The 13,833-nt window shown below is 46.3% G+C and carries 14 protein-coding genes; 9 read left to right on the top strand and 5 right to left on the bottom strand.

The features are described from left to right. Positions 1-21: 21 nt before the first annotated feature. Positions 22-1,197: an amidohydrolase gene (locus tag MHH76_RS20065; protein ID WP_025810608.1), complete on the bottom strand. Its 1,176-nt coding sequence runs from the start codon at positions 1,195-1,197 to the stop codon at positions 22-24. 144 nt (positions 1,198-1,341) lie between these two features. On the opposite strand from MHH76_RS20065, the gene nfsA reads away from it, so the two are divergent. After that, positions 1,342-2,091, top strand: coding sequence for an oxygen-insensitive NADPH nitroreductase (nfsA, locus tag MHH76_RS20060; protein WP_025810609.1), 750 nt, complete (start codon positions 1,342-1,344; stop codon positions 2,089-2,091). A gap of 28 nt (positions 2,092-2,119) precedes the next feature. On the opposite strand, the gene MHH76_RS20055 is transcribed toward nfsA, so the two are convergent. Continuing rightward, positions 2,120-2,257 carry a hypothetical protein gene (locus MHH76_RS20055; RefSeq protein WP_023857015.1) on the bottom strand — a complete coding sequence of 46 codons (138 nt, stop codon included), beginning with the start codon at positions 2,255-2,257 and terminating at the stop codon, positions 2,120-2,122. A gap of 87 nt (positions 2,258-2,344) precedes the next feature. Here MHH76_RS20055 and MHH76_RS20050 point away from each other — a divergent pair, with 87 nt between their 5' ends. Beyond that, the gene (locus tag MHH76_RS20050) at positions 2,345-3,352 is read left to right on the top strand and encodes an LLM class flavin-dependent oxidoreductase (RefSeq protein WP_025810610.1); all 1,008 of its coding nucleotides are present in this window, start codon (positions 2,345-2,347) and stop codon (positions 3,350-3,352) included. Here MHH76_RS20050 and MHH76_RS20045 read toward each other — a convergent pair. Then, positions 3,349-3,597 (bottom strand): hypothetical protein, encoded by a 249-nt coding sequence (locus MHH76_RS20045; RefSeq protein WP_023857017.1) that lies wholly within the window; start codon positions 3,595-3,597, stop codon positions 3,349-3,351. The genes MHH76_RS20050 and MHH76_RS20045 overlap by 4 nt on opposite strands. A gap of 123 nt (positions 3,598-3,720) precedes the next feature. Next, positions 3,721-6,141: a S8 family serine peptidase gene (locus tag MHH76_RS20040; protein ID WP_023857018.1), complete on the bottom strand. Its 2,421-nt coding sequence runs from the start codon at positions 6,139-6,141 to the stop codon at positions 3,721-3,723. A gap of 482 nt (positions 6,142-6,623) precedes the next feature. Between MHH76_RS20040 and MHH76_RS20035 the strand changes: the two genes are divergently transcribed. The 5 genes from MHH76_RS20035 to MHH76_RS20015 all read left to right on the top strand — a co-directional run bounded on the left by MHH76_RS20035 (position 6,624) and on the right by MHH76_RS20015 (position 11,222). Continuing rightward, entirely contained in the window at positions 6,624-6,914 is a 291-nt protein-coding gene (locus tag MHH76_RS20035) for a hypothetical protein (protein ID WP_023857019.1), read from the top strand. Between the two features lie 42 nt (positions 6,915-6,956). Beyond that, positions 6,957-7,787, top strand: coding sequence for a PRD domain-containing protein (locus tag MHH76_RS20030; protein WP_023857020.1), 831 nt, complete (start codon positions 6,957-6,959; stop codon positions 7,785-7,787). Positions 7,788-8,031: 244 nt separating this feature from the next. Continuing rightward, entirely contained in the window at positions 8,032-9,411 is a 1,380-nt protein-coding gene (locus tag MHH76_RS20025; RefSeq protein ID WP_023857021.1) for a sucrose-specific PTS transporter subunit IIBC, read from the top strand. A gap of 18 nt (positions 9,412-9,429) precedes the next feature. Further along, the gene (locus MHH76_RS20020; protein WP_039073063.1) at positions 9,430-10,866 is read left to right on the top strand and encodes a sucrose-6-phosphate hydrolase; all 1,437 of its coding nucleotides are present in this window, start codon (positions 9,430-9,432) and stop codon (positions 10,864-10,866) included. Positions 10,867-10,955: 89 nt separating this feature from the next. Further along, a complete protein-coding gene (locus MHH76_RS20015) occupies positions 10,956-11,222 on the top strand; it encodes a hypothetical protein (RefSeq protein ID WP_023857023.1) in 267 nt (88 codons plus the stop codon). 33 nt (positions 11,223-11,255) lie between these two features. Here the strand turns inward: MHH76_RS20015 and MHH76_RS20010 are convergent, their stop codons facing one another. Then, positions 11,256-12,068, bottom strand: coding sequence for a bifunctional hydroxymethylpyrimidine kinase/phosphomethylpyrimidine kinase (locus MHH76_RS20010; protein ID WP_020453339.1), 813 nt, complete (start codon positions 12,066-12,068; stop codon positions 11,256-11,258). A gap of 237 nt (positions 12,069-12,305) precedes the next feature. Between MHH76_RS20010 and MHH76_RS20005 the strand changes: the two genes are divergently transcribed. Then, complete coding sequence (locus MHH76_RS20005; protein ID WP_020453338.1) at positions 12,306-13,124, top strand: glycosyltransferase family 2 protein; 819 nt, start codon at positions 12,306-12,308, stop codon at positions 13,122-13,124. Between the two features lie 13 nt (positions 13,125-13,137). Next, complete coding sequence (locus tag MHH76_RS20000) at positions 13,138-13,815, top strand: uracil-DNA glycosylase (protein ID WP_020453337.1); 678 nt, start codon at positions 13,138-13,140, stop codon at positions 13,813-13,815. The last annotated feature ends 18 nt before the right edge of the window (positions 13,816-13,833 follow it).

Raw genomic sequence — 13,833 nt, 5'->3', positions numbered from 1 at the left:
GACAGCCGAATCAGGCTGTCTTTAATCTTGGTTTAAAAATGCGAGAGCTGCCGACACAAGAATTTTCGCAGCGTTCAGCATGCCTTTTTCATCGATATCAAACAGCGGGTGATGGTGCGGGTAAACGGCTCCAGTCTGCGGATTGCCCGCGCCGGTAAAAAAGAATGATCCAGGGACATGTTCTAGATAATAAGAGAAATCTTCGCCGATCATATTCGGTTCGAGTTCGATGACGGCTTCAGGGCCGACGATTCGATTGGCACATTGGCGGACGATGTCCGTTTCTTTTTCATGGTTGACGACAGGCGGGTAGCCTTTTTCATAATCGAGTGAAAATGAAGCGCCGTTGCTGTCGCAGACGCCCTTGATGACGCGTTCCATCTCGGCGATGATCGTCTCTTGGACATGCTTTGAAAAGGTGCGGACCGTTCCTTCAATGACCGCTTCTTCGGCGATGACGTTAAACGCCTGGCCTGAATGAAACGTTCCGATCGACAAGACGGCTGCTTCCGTCGGATCGATTCTGCGGCTGACGATTTGCTGGAGATGGTTGACGACTGAGGCTCCTGTTATTAAAGCATCTGTCGTTAAGTGAGGCGCGCCTCCGTGTCCGCCCCGCCCGGATATCGTGACTTTAAATTTATCAGCGGCTGCCATCATCGGGCCTGATGTAACACCGACTTGACCGACGGGCATCGGAGCCCAGATGTGGGTGCCGAAAATGGCATCCACGCCTTCGAGACAGCCGGCTTCAATCATCGGTTTGGCGCCGCCTGGTGTGACCTCTTCACCGAATTGATGGATCAGCACGACATTTCCTTTCAAGTCTTTTTGATGCTTTGCCAGGGCTTTTGCGGCTGTGAGGAGAGCCGACGTGTGAGCATCGTGTCCGCAAGCGTGCATGACGCCGGGGACAGTTGACCGGTACGGAACATTTTTTTGATCCTGTAATGGCAGAGCGTCGAAATCGGCTCTCAAGGCGACCGTCTTGCCGGGGCGGCCGCCTTTAATATGACCGATGACCCCTTGGCCGCCGACATTTGTTCTCACGTCAATCTCGAGGTTTTCCAAGTAATTTGCAATGGTGCGCGGTGTATTGACCTCGCGGTGGGAAAGCTCCGGATATTGGTGAAAATGTCTCCTGAGTTCGATCATTTCCGGATATAATGCATCTAATTCTTCAATTACAGACTTCACCGTCATCTCCCTTTCCGCTTCAAAAATTGTAAGACGATTCTATCATTTTACCATATGAAATTGAATCCATCTGCAGTCCGCCAAACCGTTTTGCTTTAGGGAAAAGCAGATATTGGATATGATAAAGGTTGAGGAGGTAAAAGGATGAATAAAACGATTGAAACAATTTTAAATCACCGTTCGATCAGGTCTTTTACAGATCAGCTCCTGACCGAAGAAGAGATTCGCCTGCTTGTGGAGAGCGCTCAAAGCGCATCGACGTCCAGCTATATTCAAGCTTATTCAATCATCGGTGTCACCGACCCGGACAAGAAGCGCAAGCTTGCGGAATTGGCCGGAAATCAGCCATATGTTGAAAAAAACGGCCATCTGTTTGTATTTTGCGCAGACCTTTACCGGCATGACAAAATGGCCCGGGAAAAGGGTGTAGATATCACAGCTTCTCTTGAAGGGACGGAGACCTTTATGGTCAGCGTCATCGATGCAGCTCTTGCCGCTCAAAATATGTCAATAGCGGCCGAATCAATGGGCCTCGGCATCTGCTATATCGGTGGGATTCGCAATAACTTGAACGAAGTCTCCGGGCTTCTGGAAACACCTGAATACGTTCTGCCGCTGTTCGGGCTTGTCGTCGGCCATCCGGCCAACCTGTCGGATAAAAAGCCGCGTCTGCCGCTTGATCACATTTATCATGAAAATGCCTATCAAGCGGACGAAGCCGAGTTTAAAAAACATATGTCCGCATATGACGAAACGATTTCAAACTATTATCAAAAGCGGACAGACGGCAAACGGTCTGACAAATGGACAGACCAGATCACCGGAAGCCTCAAAAAGCCACCGCGTGCGTATATGAATGAATTCGTTAAAGGAAAAGGTTTGAACAAAAGGTAAGGAACGTCCCCTCCGACTCGGAGGGGACTTATCTTGTCAGCATGTATTGAAGAAAAAGATAAAACATCAGCCAAAAGGGAAGACTGAAAAGGATTCCGAATAAACAGCCTTTTGCAAAGCGTTCTTCTACGACTGGCGGGTGCGTTTTTTGCTTCGTCTCATTCATCAGTATTAGGAGCTCCTTTAGGTTTATCCATGATACTATTATTTCTTTTTGCGCAGGAAAAGTAAACGAAGACTTGGGGTGAAAAAGATGTTGTCATTAAGCATACTTGATCAGACTCCCGTTTCTGAAGGAAGCACACCTGAACAGGCTTTACAGCATACGGTGGAGCTCGCGCAAGCGGCGGAGCGCCTCGGATACAAGAGATTTTGGGTTTCCGAGCACCATTTTTCAAGAAACTTGGCAGGATCAAGTCCGGAGGTTCTGATCGGTTATCTTGCGGCTAAAACAGAGAAGATCCGTATAGGATCCGGCGGCGTCATGCTTCCCCATTACAGCGCCTACAAGGTGGCAGAAAACTTCCGCGTCTTGGAAGGACTTGCGCCCGGAAGGATTGATCTCGGTGTCGGACGTGCTCCGGGAGGGATGCCGATCGCTTCCATGGCTCTTCAAAATGGAGGTAGACGGATGACTGACCAATATCCCGAACAAATTCAGGATCTCGTCACATATTTACACGATCAAGCCGATGAACACCACCGCTTTCCCAACTTGATCGCATCGCCGAACGTGGCCGCAGCGCCCGCTGTCTGGCTGCTCGGCTCCTCAGGGGAAAGCGCGAGGCTTGCCGCCCAAACAGGGGCATCGTATACATTTGCCCAATTTATTAACGGCGAAGGCGGAGAAGAGGCGGCCAGACTTTACAAAGAGAGGTTCGAACCTTCTGTATTGGGTGAACAGCCAAACGTGATCATTGCTGTATTTGTGATTTGCGCTGAGACAGAAGAGAAAGCGGAGAACCTTGCAAAAAGCTTGGATTTCTCTTTATTAGCCAATGAACAGGGGATAGTGACCGAAGGCTTTCCATCATTGGAAACGGCGCTGTCATATCAATATTCTCCTTATGAAAGAAAGAGAGTGGAAGACAATCGAAAACGGATGGTCATCGGGACGCCGCGGCAGGTGAAGGAACAGCTGCTTGAACTGGCCGGCGCTTACGGAACGGATGAAATCATGGCGGTGACGATCACCCACGATTTTCAAGACAGGCTGGAATCTTACCGGCTGCTGGCCGAAGCGTTTCATCAGTCAATTTAACGTTTTTGCTGAAAAAAATCGAGAAAATGGCGGATCGGGAAAAGAATAAACAGAATGCATATGTATAAAGCGGTAAACAGCCAGCTGAGCGGAACGAGGATGACGGTATCGACGGTTTGCTCCGTTGCTTTTTGAAAAGGCTTGGGCTCGCGCTTCTGCAGGTTGACGGCGAAGTACAAAATCGTGAAAAATATAAAGCAGACAATAAGGAAGGATAAGCCGAATAATACGATAAAAGAAAGCATATATACGATGTCCTCCGATTGCTTTTTTCACGTTTTGAAGAGAAGGGAGAGCTTCTCCTGAACGCATTATCCGTATTTTAACATATAAAAGCCTTGTTGAGTGGTTCTCAACAAGGCTTGTCATTATTCGACGATAAAAGGGTCTTCCGTCAGAATGTAGCTTGATTTTCCTTTGGCGGACGCATAGGCTAGCATATAGTATTTTCCGGACTTAAGGGTTGCGGCGTCATTGATTTTGCCGTTCCATTGATAAGATTGATAGCCTTTGCCTTGGTTTTTATAAACGCCGGCCTGCCCGAGAAGGTTCAGATTTTCATCATAGACGAGAAATGCGAGCTCTTCAGCCCCGCCCGGCAGGTAGGCTTCGATCGTGTAAGCACCCTGCTTTGCCCCCGGTTCAACTGTTACGGATGTGACGCGCGGGTAGTCAGGCTCTTTGACGATCAACAGGAGCGGAATTTCGGCGACTTTTCTGCCTCCTTCACGGACGTAAACCGTGCCTTCATATGTGCCTGCTTTCGTTTTGGCGGAATTGACGGTTACTTTTGCCGTTGCTTTACCTGTTTGATGGGCCGGTACCACGACTCGTTCCGTTCCTGATACCGTGATGCCCGCTCCTTTAAAGGAGTATTCGAGCTGATAGGCTTTTCTGAATGAAGAAAGGTTTTCAATTGTGAACGCTTGTTTTTTCGTTTGTTTTCCTTTGTCTTTCAGGAACGTTCCGTATGAGTGGCTGCCCGGCGTTACAATTGATGAAGCATGAAGGGCCTCGATGATGCGGATGCTGCCCGCTCCTTGCGTATTGTGAGGGAGAGGCTTTCCGTTTTCATCCGTCAATTTTTCCGCCGTATTCATCAGCACGCCTTTGATTTGCTCTGGCGTCCAATCCGGTTTGGCCTGCTTTAATAGGGCTGCCGTTCCCGCGACATGTGGGGAAGCCATGCTTGTACCCTGCTTTGAACCGTAACCGTGAGGGTTTTTCGGATCGTGGGTCGGAATGGTGCTGACGATATTGACGCCTGGCGCTGAAACGTCAGGTTTAATCATCCATGTATCCATGACAGGTCCGCGCGACGAGAAGGAGGCAATCGTTTCCCCGAGCTTTTTGTCCAATTTGAAAGAAAAGACAGCAGAGCGTTCCCCTTCTTTGATCTGCTGAACAAGCTTTTCGCCCTCTTCTTTCGACAATTTGACAGTCGGTACGGCCATCCCCATAACGTTGGCCTCGATTTCCCCTGTTACATTATTGTAAATCACGGCTCCGACAGCGCCGGCGTTTTTGGCGTTTTCGGCCTTATCCACAAATGGAATGACGCCTCTCTGGATAACCGCTACTTTTCCTTTCACATCTTTGCCTTTGAAATCGTCAGCTTGTCCGATCCCAGCTTCAACAAGTTCCACGTCTTGACCGTTCAAAGCTTCAAGATCTTTTTCCTCCTGGTATCCCATCACTTTTGCTGACGAATACGAAGGAAGCCTCACAGAATATTCATTATATGGAAGCTGCGAGGCGCCGACGGAAATCGCATCCCTTGAAGTTCCCGGCGAGCCGACCGTCCAGTTTTCCGGTCCGCTGTTTCCGTTTGACGTAACGGCGACAACTCCTTCGGCCATCGCCCAGTCCAGTGCGATGCTTGTTGCATAATCAGGGCTGTTCAGTGAATTGCCCAATGAGAGGTTCATCACTTTTGCTCCGTCCGCGACGGCTTTTTCAATGCCTGCAATCACGTTCTCGGTTGTTCCTGAGCCGCCGGGGCCGAGCACACGGTAAGCAAGAAGCGTTGCTTCAGGCGCCACCCCTTTAATCTGACCGTTCGCGGCGATGGTCCCCGCAACATGGGTGCCGTGATCAGTCGCTTCTCCGCGCGGGTCGCCTGCCGGTGTTTCTTGTGGATCATAGTCATTATCCACAAAGTCATACCCCTTATATGGGCCGAAATTTTTCTTTAAGTCAGGATGTGTGTAATCCACACCCGTGTCAATGACAGCTACCTTAATGCCTTTACCGGTATAGCCTGATTTCCATGCCTGATCTGCTCCGATGTACGGTGCACTTTTATCCATCTGTGGATAAATGGCATCCGCTGCAAGTGTCACGTCTTTTCCTTTTATGCTGTCAGGTTTGTAAGCTGCGTTCGGATAAACCGCTTTTACTTCCTTGACGGCGAGCAGCTTCGGAATTTCACTGGCCGGCAGTTTCATTGAAAAACCCGAAAATACACGGTCGTATTCGCGGTTTATTTTCGCTTTTTTGAGTGTTTTCAGCGCACTGTTTTTCGCTTTGCTGCGAGCGGTTTTTAAAGAAGCTTTCGTTTGCTTTTCCCCATCCGCTTTTGCTTCGGCAAGCGACTTTTCTTTCAGCTCCACAATAACTGTTGTCTGTTTATCAGACGTCACATCAATATCACCGTAGATTTCAGCTTTCTCAAGTTCAGGCGACTTTTGATCGGGAACGGATGTTGCCTGCACTCCGGTGAGGAATGTGGATAACGAAAATAATAGAATAAAAGCCATGACGAAATAGCGCATGATACTTTTTCTCAATCTGTTTTCCCCCTTACGGATAAATGGTTTCTTTGTAATCCTTAGAGTTTCGAACTTTTAAAATATTCTCTCAGTTTCAAAAAAATCCTTCTATATATAGAAATAATTTTCAAAGATTCAATGTATTGGAGTGGATGTCTTTAGATTTATGCACAATTTACTGTGTATAAGTGAATAAACTTGTGTATAGATATTGTAGGGAATATACGTTCTTATACTAAATGTTGAATAAATATGTGGATATGTGGATATACCCTGTGGGTAATATGTGTTTATCCTTAGGATAAGCTGTGAGTAAGTTACATTCATGGTTTGTTTCCGTTGAATCATGCGTTTCCATCAGTTTTCAACAAAACTTCTAAAAACTAGAATCATTTTGCACACACATTGTGACAAACATTTTCATTTTGCTGGGATAAGATAGAGCAAGAAAGTTTAATAGAGTTGCTAGTTTTATCACAACGAAACTGGAGGGGATCGGTATGAAAGGTTTGATATCATTTTTAAAATTATGGACGGCCGTGCTGCTGAATGCGGTGGTGCCTGTCAGAGAGACTCAGATGAAGGTGATGGCGTTCGCCGGCGGTACATATCAGGCTGCCGATGCTTATCAGGCAGGCGGCTTTTCGGAAAAAAGAGAAGAATCAACAGAGCGGATGTCGGGCTGTAAGAGAGCGATGCCCGGCAGTTTTACGACAGAACCCAACCGGGCTGTTTGCCAAAAAGCGGTGAAGAGGGTAAGAGCCGGACCAACTCTTTACACGGGAACTTAAACAAGGTAAAATCCCACTCATAACGGGAAGTGGGTGACGGCTTTGAAAATCTATAAAGTATTGAACAACAATGCAGCAATCATAAAGGAGGATGGTCAAGAAAAAATTGTCATGGGGCCTGGTATCGCTTTTCAAAAAGGCAAAAACGATACCATTCCAAGAAACAAGGTAGAAAAAATTTTTACCATTCATGAAGAAAATGAAAAGTTTAAACAAATCCTCGAAACACTTCCGGAAGAACATATTGAAGCTGCCGAAGAGATCATCAGCTATGCGGAAGGGCGGCTGTCCGCACCGTTGAGCGATCATATCCACATCGCCCTTGTGGATCATTTGTCATTTGCGATCGAGCGAGTCCGCAAAGGATTCGTCATTCAAAATAAATTATTAAATGAAATCAAAGCGCTTTATAAAAAAGAATATGAGATCGGACTCTGGGCAATCGATTTGGTCAAAGAAAAATTGAAAGTCGAATTGCCTGATGATGAAGCGGGTTATATTGCGCTGCATATTCATACCGCAAAAATGGATGCGGAAAACATGCAGAAGACGCTTAAATACACGAACATCATCAAAGAATTGATAGAAAAAATCGAATGCTGTTTCAATCAGAAGATTGACGAAAACAGCATCTCATATCAGCGTCTTGTCACGCATCTCAGGTATGCCATCAACAGGCTGGAATCAAATGAAGCGTTTCATGTCATGGACGATGACATGCTTTATTTCATCCGGAAAAAGTATCCTGAAAGCTACCAGTGTGCGGCAGGGCTGGCGGATTACGTGAAAACTGAATATGATCTTCATCTTCCGGAATCGGAAGTCGGATATATTACGCTGCATGTCCAGCGTTTAAATGATTCCTATAGGTAATACCGCCTGATAACGCGCGATCAGGCTTTTTTTAGGTCGATTTTCACAGAAAATAAAAAAGTAGTTGACGAAAGCGTTATCACATAATAAAATGAAAGCGTATTAAAAAATAAATACCGGGGATTGTGACTGGTAAAGCAGGCAAGACCTAAAATTTGCTAGATGAATGGGGAGAATCTATCCGTCATTCGTTGGTGAATTTTAGGTCTTTTCTGCTTTTTTTTAAAAAAAAGGAGGAGTCATCATGAATCACAAAGAAATCGCCGTACGTCTTATACAGCTTCTTGGCGGAGAAGATAATGTCATCAGTGCAGCTCATTGTGCGACAAGGCTTCGTTTGGTGATCAAGGACGAAGCGAAAATCGACCAGGAAAAGGTCGAAGAGCTGGAAGGTGTAAAAGGAGCCTTTTCGAGCTCTGGCCAATACCAGATTATTTTTGGAACAGGACTTGTTAATAAAGTGTATGAACAGTTTGCCAAAGAGCTGAATCTTGACCAAAAGGAAACGGTTCAGCACAGCGATGCCGCAAAGGGAAAAATGAATCCTTTAGCGCGATTCGCGAAAACGCTGTCAAATATTTTCGTGCCCATCATCCCGGCCATTGTTGCAAGCGGTTTATTAATGGGGCTGTTGGGGATGATGAAGGCATTTCAGTGGGTCGATCCTGATGCAGCGCTGTATAAAATGCTTGATATGTTCTCAAGCGCGGCATTTATTATCCTTCCGATCTTGATCGGTGTCAGTGCTGCGAAAGAATTTGGCAGCAATCCTTACCTGGGGGCTGTACTTGGAGGTATTTTAATTCACCCGAGCTTGTTCAATCCTTGGGGACTGGCAACTGCATCTCCGGATGTGATGAACTTTTACGGGCTCAAAATTGAGATGCTGGGCTATCAAGGAACCGTTGTTCCAATTTTGCTTGCCGTGTATGTGATGAGTAAAATCGAAAAAGGCGTAAGAAAAATTGTTCCAAACGCGATCGATCTTTTAGTGACACCGTTTGTCACGATTATTTCAACGGGATTTATTGCCTTTATCGCAATCGGTCCTTTAGGAAGAATGCTTGGTACAGGGATCACGAACGTTTTAACTTATGTGTATGATCTTGCCGGACCTGTTGCCGGACTGATTTTCGGAGGAACATACTCGCTGATCGTTTTAACTGGTGTTCACCACAGTTTCCACGCGATTGAGGCCGGCCTTATCGCTGATATCGGCAGGAACTACCTGCTTCCGATCTGGTCTATGTCCAATGTCGCCCAAGGCGGGGCCGGACTTGCCGTATTCTTTTTGGCAAAGCGCGCAAAAACAAAAGAAATCGCTTTACCTGCTGCTTTCTCTTCTTTTCTCGGCATTACCGAACCTGTTATTTTCGGTGTTAACCTCCGTTACCGCAAGCCGTTTATCGCGGCAATGGCCGGTGGAGCGCTCGGTGCTGCATACGTTGTCTTTATGAATGTTGCGGCAAACGCCTACGGTTTGACGGGAATACCGATGATTGCGATTGTTGCCCCGCTTGGAATGGGCAACCTGATCCATTATTTAATCGGAATGGCGATCTCTGTGTCTGTCGCGTTTATCACAGCCTTTATCTTAGGAATTAATGAAGACGAGAAAAAGTGACGGAAGGAGGGGAAAACGATGAATCAAGATCAGGAGCTTCGTCAAAAGGCAATAAACCGGGTTGAAGAATACCGGGATATTGTAAACCTTGATCCCTATCGGCTGCATTATCACATCTTGCCTCCTGTCGGACTGCTGAATGATCCGAACGGGTTCATTCAGTGGAAGGGAGTTTACCATCTTTTTTATCAGTGGATGCCTTTTAAAACGGGGCACGGTGCAAAGCTGTGGGGGCACTACTCTTCAACAGATCTCGTGAACTGGCGGCATGAAGAGATCGCCCTCACGCCGAGCGACTGGTTTGATAAAAACGGCTGTTATTCAGGAAGCGCGATCGCTGAAAATAATGTGCTCCACCTGTTTTATACGGGGAATGTCAGAGACGACGAGGGAAATAGGGAGACCTATCAATGTCTCGCCGTCTCGAAAGACGGCATCTCGTTTGAAAAACAGGGGGTTGTTGCAAGGCTTCCGAAAGGATACACGGCTCATTTCCGCGATCCGAAAGTATGGAAAAAGAGTGGCAGCTGGTACATGGTGCTCGGCGCCCAGACTGAAAAACTTGAGGGCAGAGCCGTTCTGTTTCAATCGGATAATTTGAAAGACTGGCAGTTCCTTGGCGACATCACAGGTTCAAATACAGATCAGCTCGGGGAATTCGGCTATATGTGGGAATGCCCTGACATGTTCGAACTAAACGGCAAAGACGTCTTAATTGTCTGTCCGCAAGGCCTTGAAGCAAAAGAGATGCGCTACCAAAACGTCTATCAGTCAGGTTATTTTGTCGGTGAATTGAACGAGCAGAAACCGGGTTTTACACACGGAGACTTTGAAGAGCTTGACCGCGGCTTTGATTTTTATGCGCCGCAGACGACAAAAGACGAATCAGGCCGGAGGATACTGGTTGCCTGGATGGGTGTTCCAGACCAGGATGAACAGAGCCAGCCGACGATTCAGCATCAATGGGTGCACTGTATGACATTGCCGAGGGAACTGCATTTGCAAAACGATAAAATCGTTCAAAAACCGGTCGCGGAGCTTAGAACGCTCCGCCAAAACGAAAAACGCGCAGCAATATCACTTAATCAAGGCACCGAAAAACTGGACATTGTTCAACCGGACAAAACCGAGCTTTTCATCAGCCCGCAACTTATTGAAGACAGCTTTGAGATTTCCTTCAGGGGTGCCGCGCGACTCATTTACAATAAAGCTGACGGCATCATAACTTTGGAAAGAAACAGCTATGTTGATGAAAGAACGGAAGCCAGACATTGTCGTTTGCATGAGCTCCGCGATTTAAACATCTTTTTAGACGCGTCTGCGATTGAAATCTTCGTCAATGGGGGAGAGGAAGTCTTTACGGCAAGATATTTTCCTTACCCGGGAAATAATGATGTTTGGATCGGTGCCAGAAAAGAAATCATAGTGAATGTAACATCCTGGACGGTCGCATAAAGGGAGCGGGTGCGGTTTGCTATTTTCTGTACAATCCCTTTATGATATGCTTTTTTTAGAGAGAGTGCAGTGAAAAAGGGGTTGTTTTTTTGGATCAAAACCAGCAGAAGTTGACAGCTGTGCGTTTGAAAAAAATAGCGGATCATATTGAGGATACGAGAGAGGAATACAATGGTTTGCTCCTTCAGATGAAGAAGCTGATCGGCGGTATTGAAGATAAAACAATTCCGGATGATGAAGAAATACAAAAGAAACTTCAAGACACTTATGAACAAATGAAAGAATATGCTCTTTTTGTGGAATCGATCGAGACTTTCTTAAGATCATCTGCAAGAACGATCAAACGCGAAAGCTAAATAAAAGCCAGCCCCTTTTAATGGGGCTGGCTTTTATTTGCCGCTGAGCCGTAAAGCGGAGTGCTTCGTCGGCCCGACGTATTGATTCAAACGGAATGATTCGCGGATGGCTTCCGTAATAAATGTTTTTGCAGAATAAATGGCTTCTTTTACATTTGAACCTTTGGCGAGTTCAGCCGTAATCGCTGCGGAATAGGTGCAGCCCGCCCCATGCGTGTATGGAGTTTCAATTCTTTCTCCTTCGATGACTTCTGCATCCCGGCCGTCAAATAATACATCTACCGCTTTTTCGTGATTCAGTTTGCCTCCTCCTGTAATGAGGACGTGTTCAGCGCCGAGGCCGTGAATGACTTTTGCCGCTTCCTTCATTTGCTCAACCGTTTTAATTTCTCCAAGTCCGCTGAGCTGGCCGGCTTCAAAAAGGTTTGGCGTAATGACCGTGGCAAGCGGAGCCAAAAGCTCTCTTAAAGCCTTTGCGTGTTCGGGATACAGCACTTCATTTGCTCCTTTACATACCATAACGGGATCAATGACGACATTTTTCATGCTGTGCTTCTTGATTGTGTCTGCCGCCAATTCAATGATATCAACGGTCGGAAGCATGCCCGTTTTCATCGCATCTACCCCGATGCCGTCCACAATCGTCGACAGCTGGGCGCGGATGACTTCTGTATCAACTGGGAATACCTGGTGATTCCAGTTGTTCTCAGGATCCATGGCGACAACAACCGTAAGGGCCGTCATTCCATAGACGTTCTTTTCTTGGAACGTTTTTAAGTCCGCCTGAATGCCGGCGCCTCCGCTTGAGTCAGAGCCGGCGATTGTCAGTGCTTTGTGCATTGTCATGTTCAGTCAATCCTCCACGATAAGAGATTCCATCCAAAGTTGGTTTATTACTTATTATAGACAGCTTTTCGCAAGATCACAATGAAATGGCTGCCGCTTTATAGTGCAGCGGTCCTCTGCCAAATTTCGTGAATGGATTGGCATAAAAAACCAAACCATCTTTTGATCCATGTGAAATTATTCGCATTATGATTTAATATGTTTAGAATGAAATAAGAAGGAGCGTATATCACAAATATGAACATATCTATCGTAGTTGTCACGCACAACCGGGTCACCGCTTTGTGCGAATTGCTTGAATCCATTACAAAACAGTCTGTTGCACCGTTTGAAGTCATTATTGTTAATGATGCCGGGGAGAGCGTCGACTTTGTTGAGCGCCTTTATTCAGACCTTCCGATCAGAGTTATCCATCTGAAAGAAAACGTGAAGCATGTAAAAGCGAGAAATATAGGGGTGAAAGAAGCTTCCGGAGATGTTATTATGCTGTGTGATGATGATGATTTTTTCACTCCGTGCCATATGGAAAGAATGTTGAATGCGCTGGAGACCGCCGATTTTGTTTATTCGGATGCTGAGATTGTGTCTTTCGAAGAAAAAGAGGATAAAAGAATTCCGACAAGCCGTTATCTTTTTGCGTATTCCTTTAACTTGGATGAAATGAGGAAGTTTTCTACATATGTTCCTTCAGGGAGTATGTACAAACGGTCTCTTCATGACGAGATCGGCTATTTTGATCCTGCTGTCCACAATTATTGGGATTGGGACTTTTTCCTGAGAGCAGCTGAGCGCTTTCGCGTGAAAAGGGTTCCTTTTGCAAGCGTCATCTATGCGTTTTCAGATCAGGGTGACAACCAATCCGGAGATCTTGGCGGAATGAGACAGTATTATTTGGATGTCTTGAGTGAAAAGCATCAGCTTGGCAAGCTGCCGACAAAGAACTTTTTCGTACTTCTCGAAGAACCTGCTATGAAAAAAAGGGAAGCGGAAAGCGAAATCGTCTGGGACGGAAAACCGGTCGCATCCAGGCTTTCCGCTGCAAGACAATTGAGTTAAGGAGGCCTGAACATTGAAACAGATTTTGAATGACAGCTGGTGGCAGCAGCTGAAGGACGAGTTTAATAAGCCTTACTATCAAGAACTGAGGGAAATGCTGAAAAGGGAGTATGCAGAGCACACCGTATATCCTGAACCGAACGATATATACAATGCTTTGCATTATACTTCCTATGAAAATGTTAAAGTCGTGATTCTCGGCCAGGATCCGTATCATGGCCCGGGGCAGGCCCATGGCTTAAGCTTTTCCGTACAACCCGGTGTCAATCCGCCGCCTTCTTTGAAAAATATCTTTATAGAATTGCAGAATGACATTGGCGCCGACATCCCTAATCACGGTTCTCTCGTCAGTTGGGCCAAGCAAGGCGTTCTGCTGCTGAACACCGTTTTGACTGTGAGACGGGGCCAGGCAAATTCGCATAAAGGAAAAGGGTGGGAACAGCTGACAGACAGTATCATAGATGTTTTAAACAAAAGAGATAAGCCGGTCGTTTTTATTCTCTGGGGCCGGCATGCCCAAATGAAAAAAGAGCGAATCGATACATCCAAGCATTTCATTATCCAGTCGCCGCATCCGAGCCCATTCTCGGCTAGAAACGGGTTTTTCGGGAGCAGACCGTTTTCAAGAGCCAATCAGTATTTGGAACAAATCGGTGATGAGCCGATTGATTGGTCCCTTCCGAATCTTTAAAATCGCGAGAACCGCTAA

The organism is Bacillus sp. FSL L8-0193 (assembly GCF_037976065.1).
Lineage (GTDB): Bacteria > Bacillota > Bacilli > Bacillales > Bacillaceae > Bacillus > Bacillus paralicheniformis.
Note: the sequence above shows the minus strand (reverse complement) of the source record. Positions and strands in the feature narration are given on the sequence as shown.

Coding starts and splice junctions, on each gene's coding strand:
- nfsA (WP_025810609.1), top strand. CDS start 1,342: ATGAATAAAACGATTGAAACAATTTTAAATCACCGTTCGATCAGGTCT.
- MHH76_RS20055 (WP_023857015.1), bottom strand. CDS start 2,257: ATGAATGAGACGAAGCAAAAAACGCACCCGCCAGTCGTAGAAGAACGC.
- MHH76_RS20050 (WP_025810610.1), top strand. CDS start 2,345: ATGTTGTCATTAAGCATACTTGATCAGACTCCCGTTTCTGAAGGAAGC.
- MHH76_RS20045 (WP_023857017.1), bottom strand. CDS start 3,597: ATGCTTTCTTTTATCGTATTATTCGGCTTATCCTTCCTTATTGTCTGC.
- MHH76_RS20035 (WP_023857019.1), top strand. CDS start 6,624: ATGAAAGGTTTGATATCATTTTTAAAATTATGGACGGCCGTGCTGCTG.
- MHH76_RS20025 (WP_023857021.1), top strand. CDS start 8,032: ATGAATCACAAAGAAATCGCCGTACGTCTTATACAGCTTCTTGGCGGA.
- MHH76_RS20020 (WP_039073063.1), top strand. CDS start 9,430: ATGAATCAAGATCAGGAGCTTCGTCAAAAGGCAATAAACCGGGTTGAA.
- MHH76_RS20010 (WP_020453339.1), bottom strand. CDS start 12,068: ATGACAATGCACAAAGCACTGACAATCGCCGGCTCTGACTCAAGCGGA.
- MHH76_RS20005 (WP_020453338.1), top strand. CDS start 12,306: ATGAACATATCTATCGTAGTTGTCACGCACAACCGGGTCACCGCTTTG.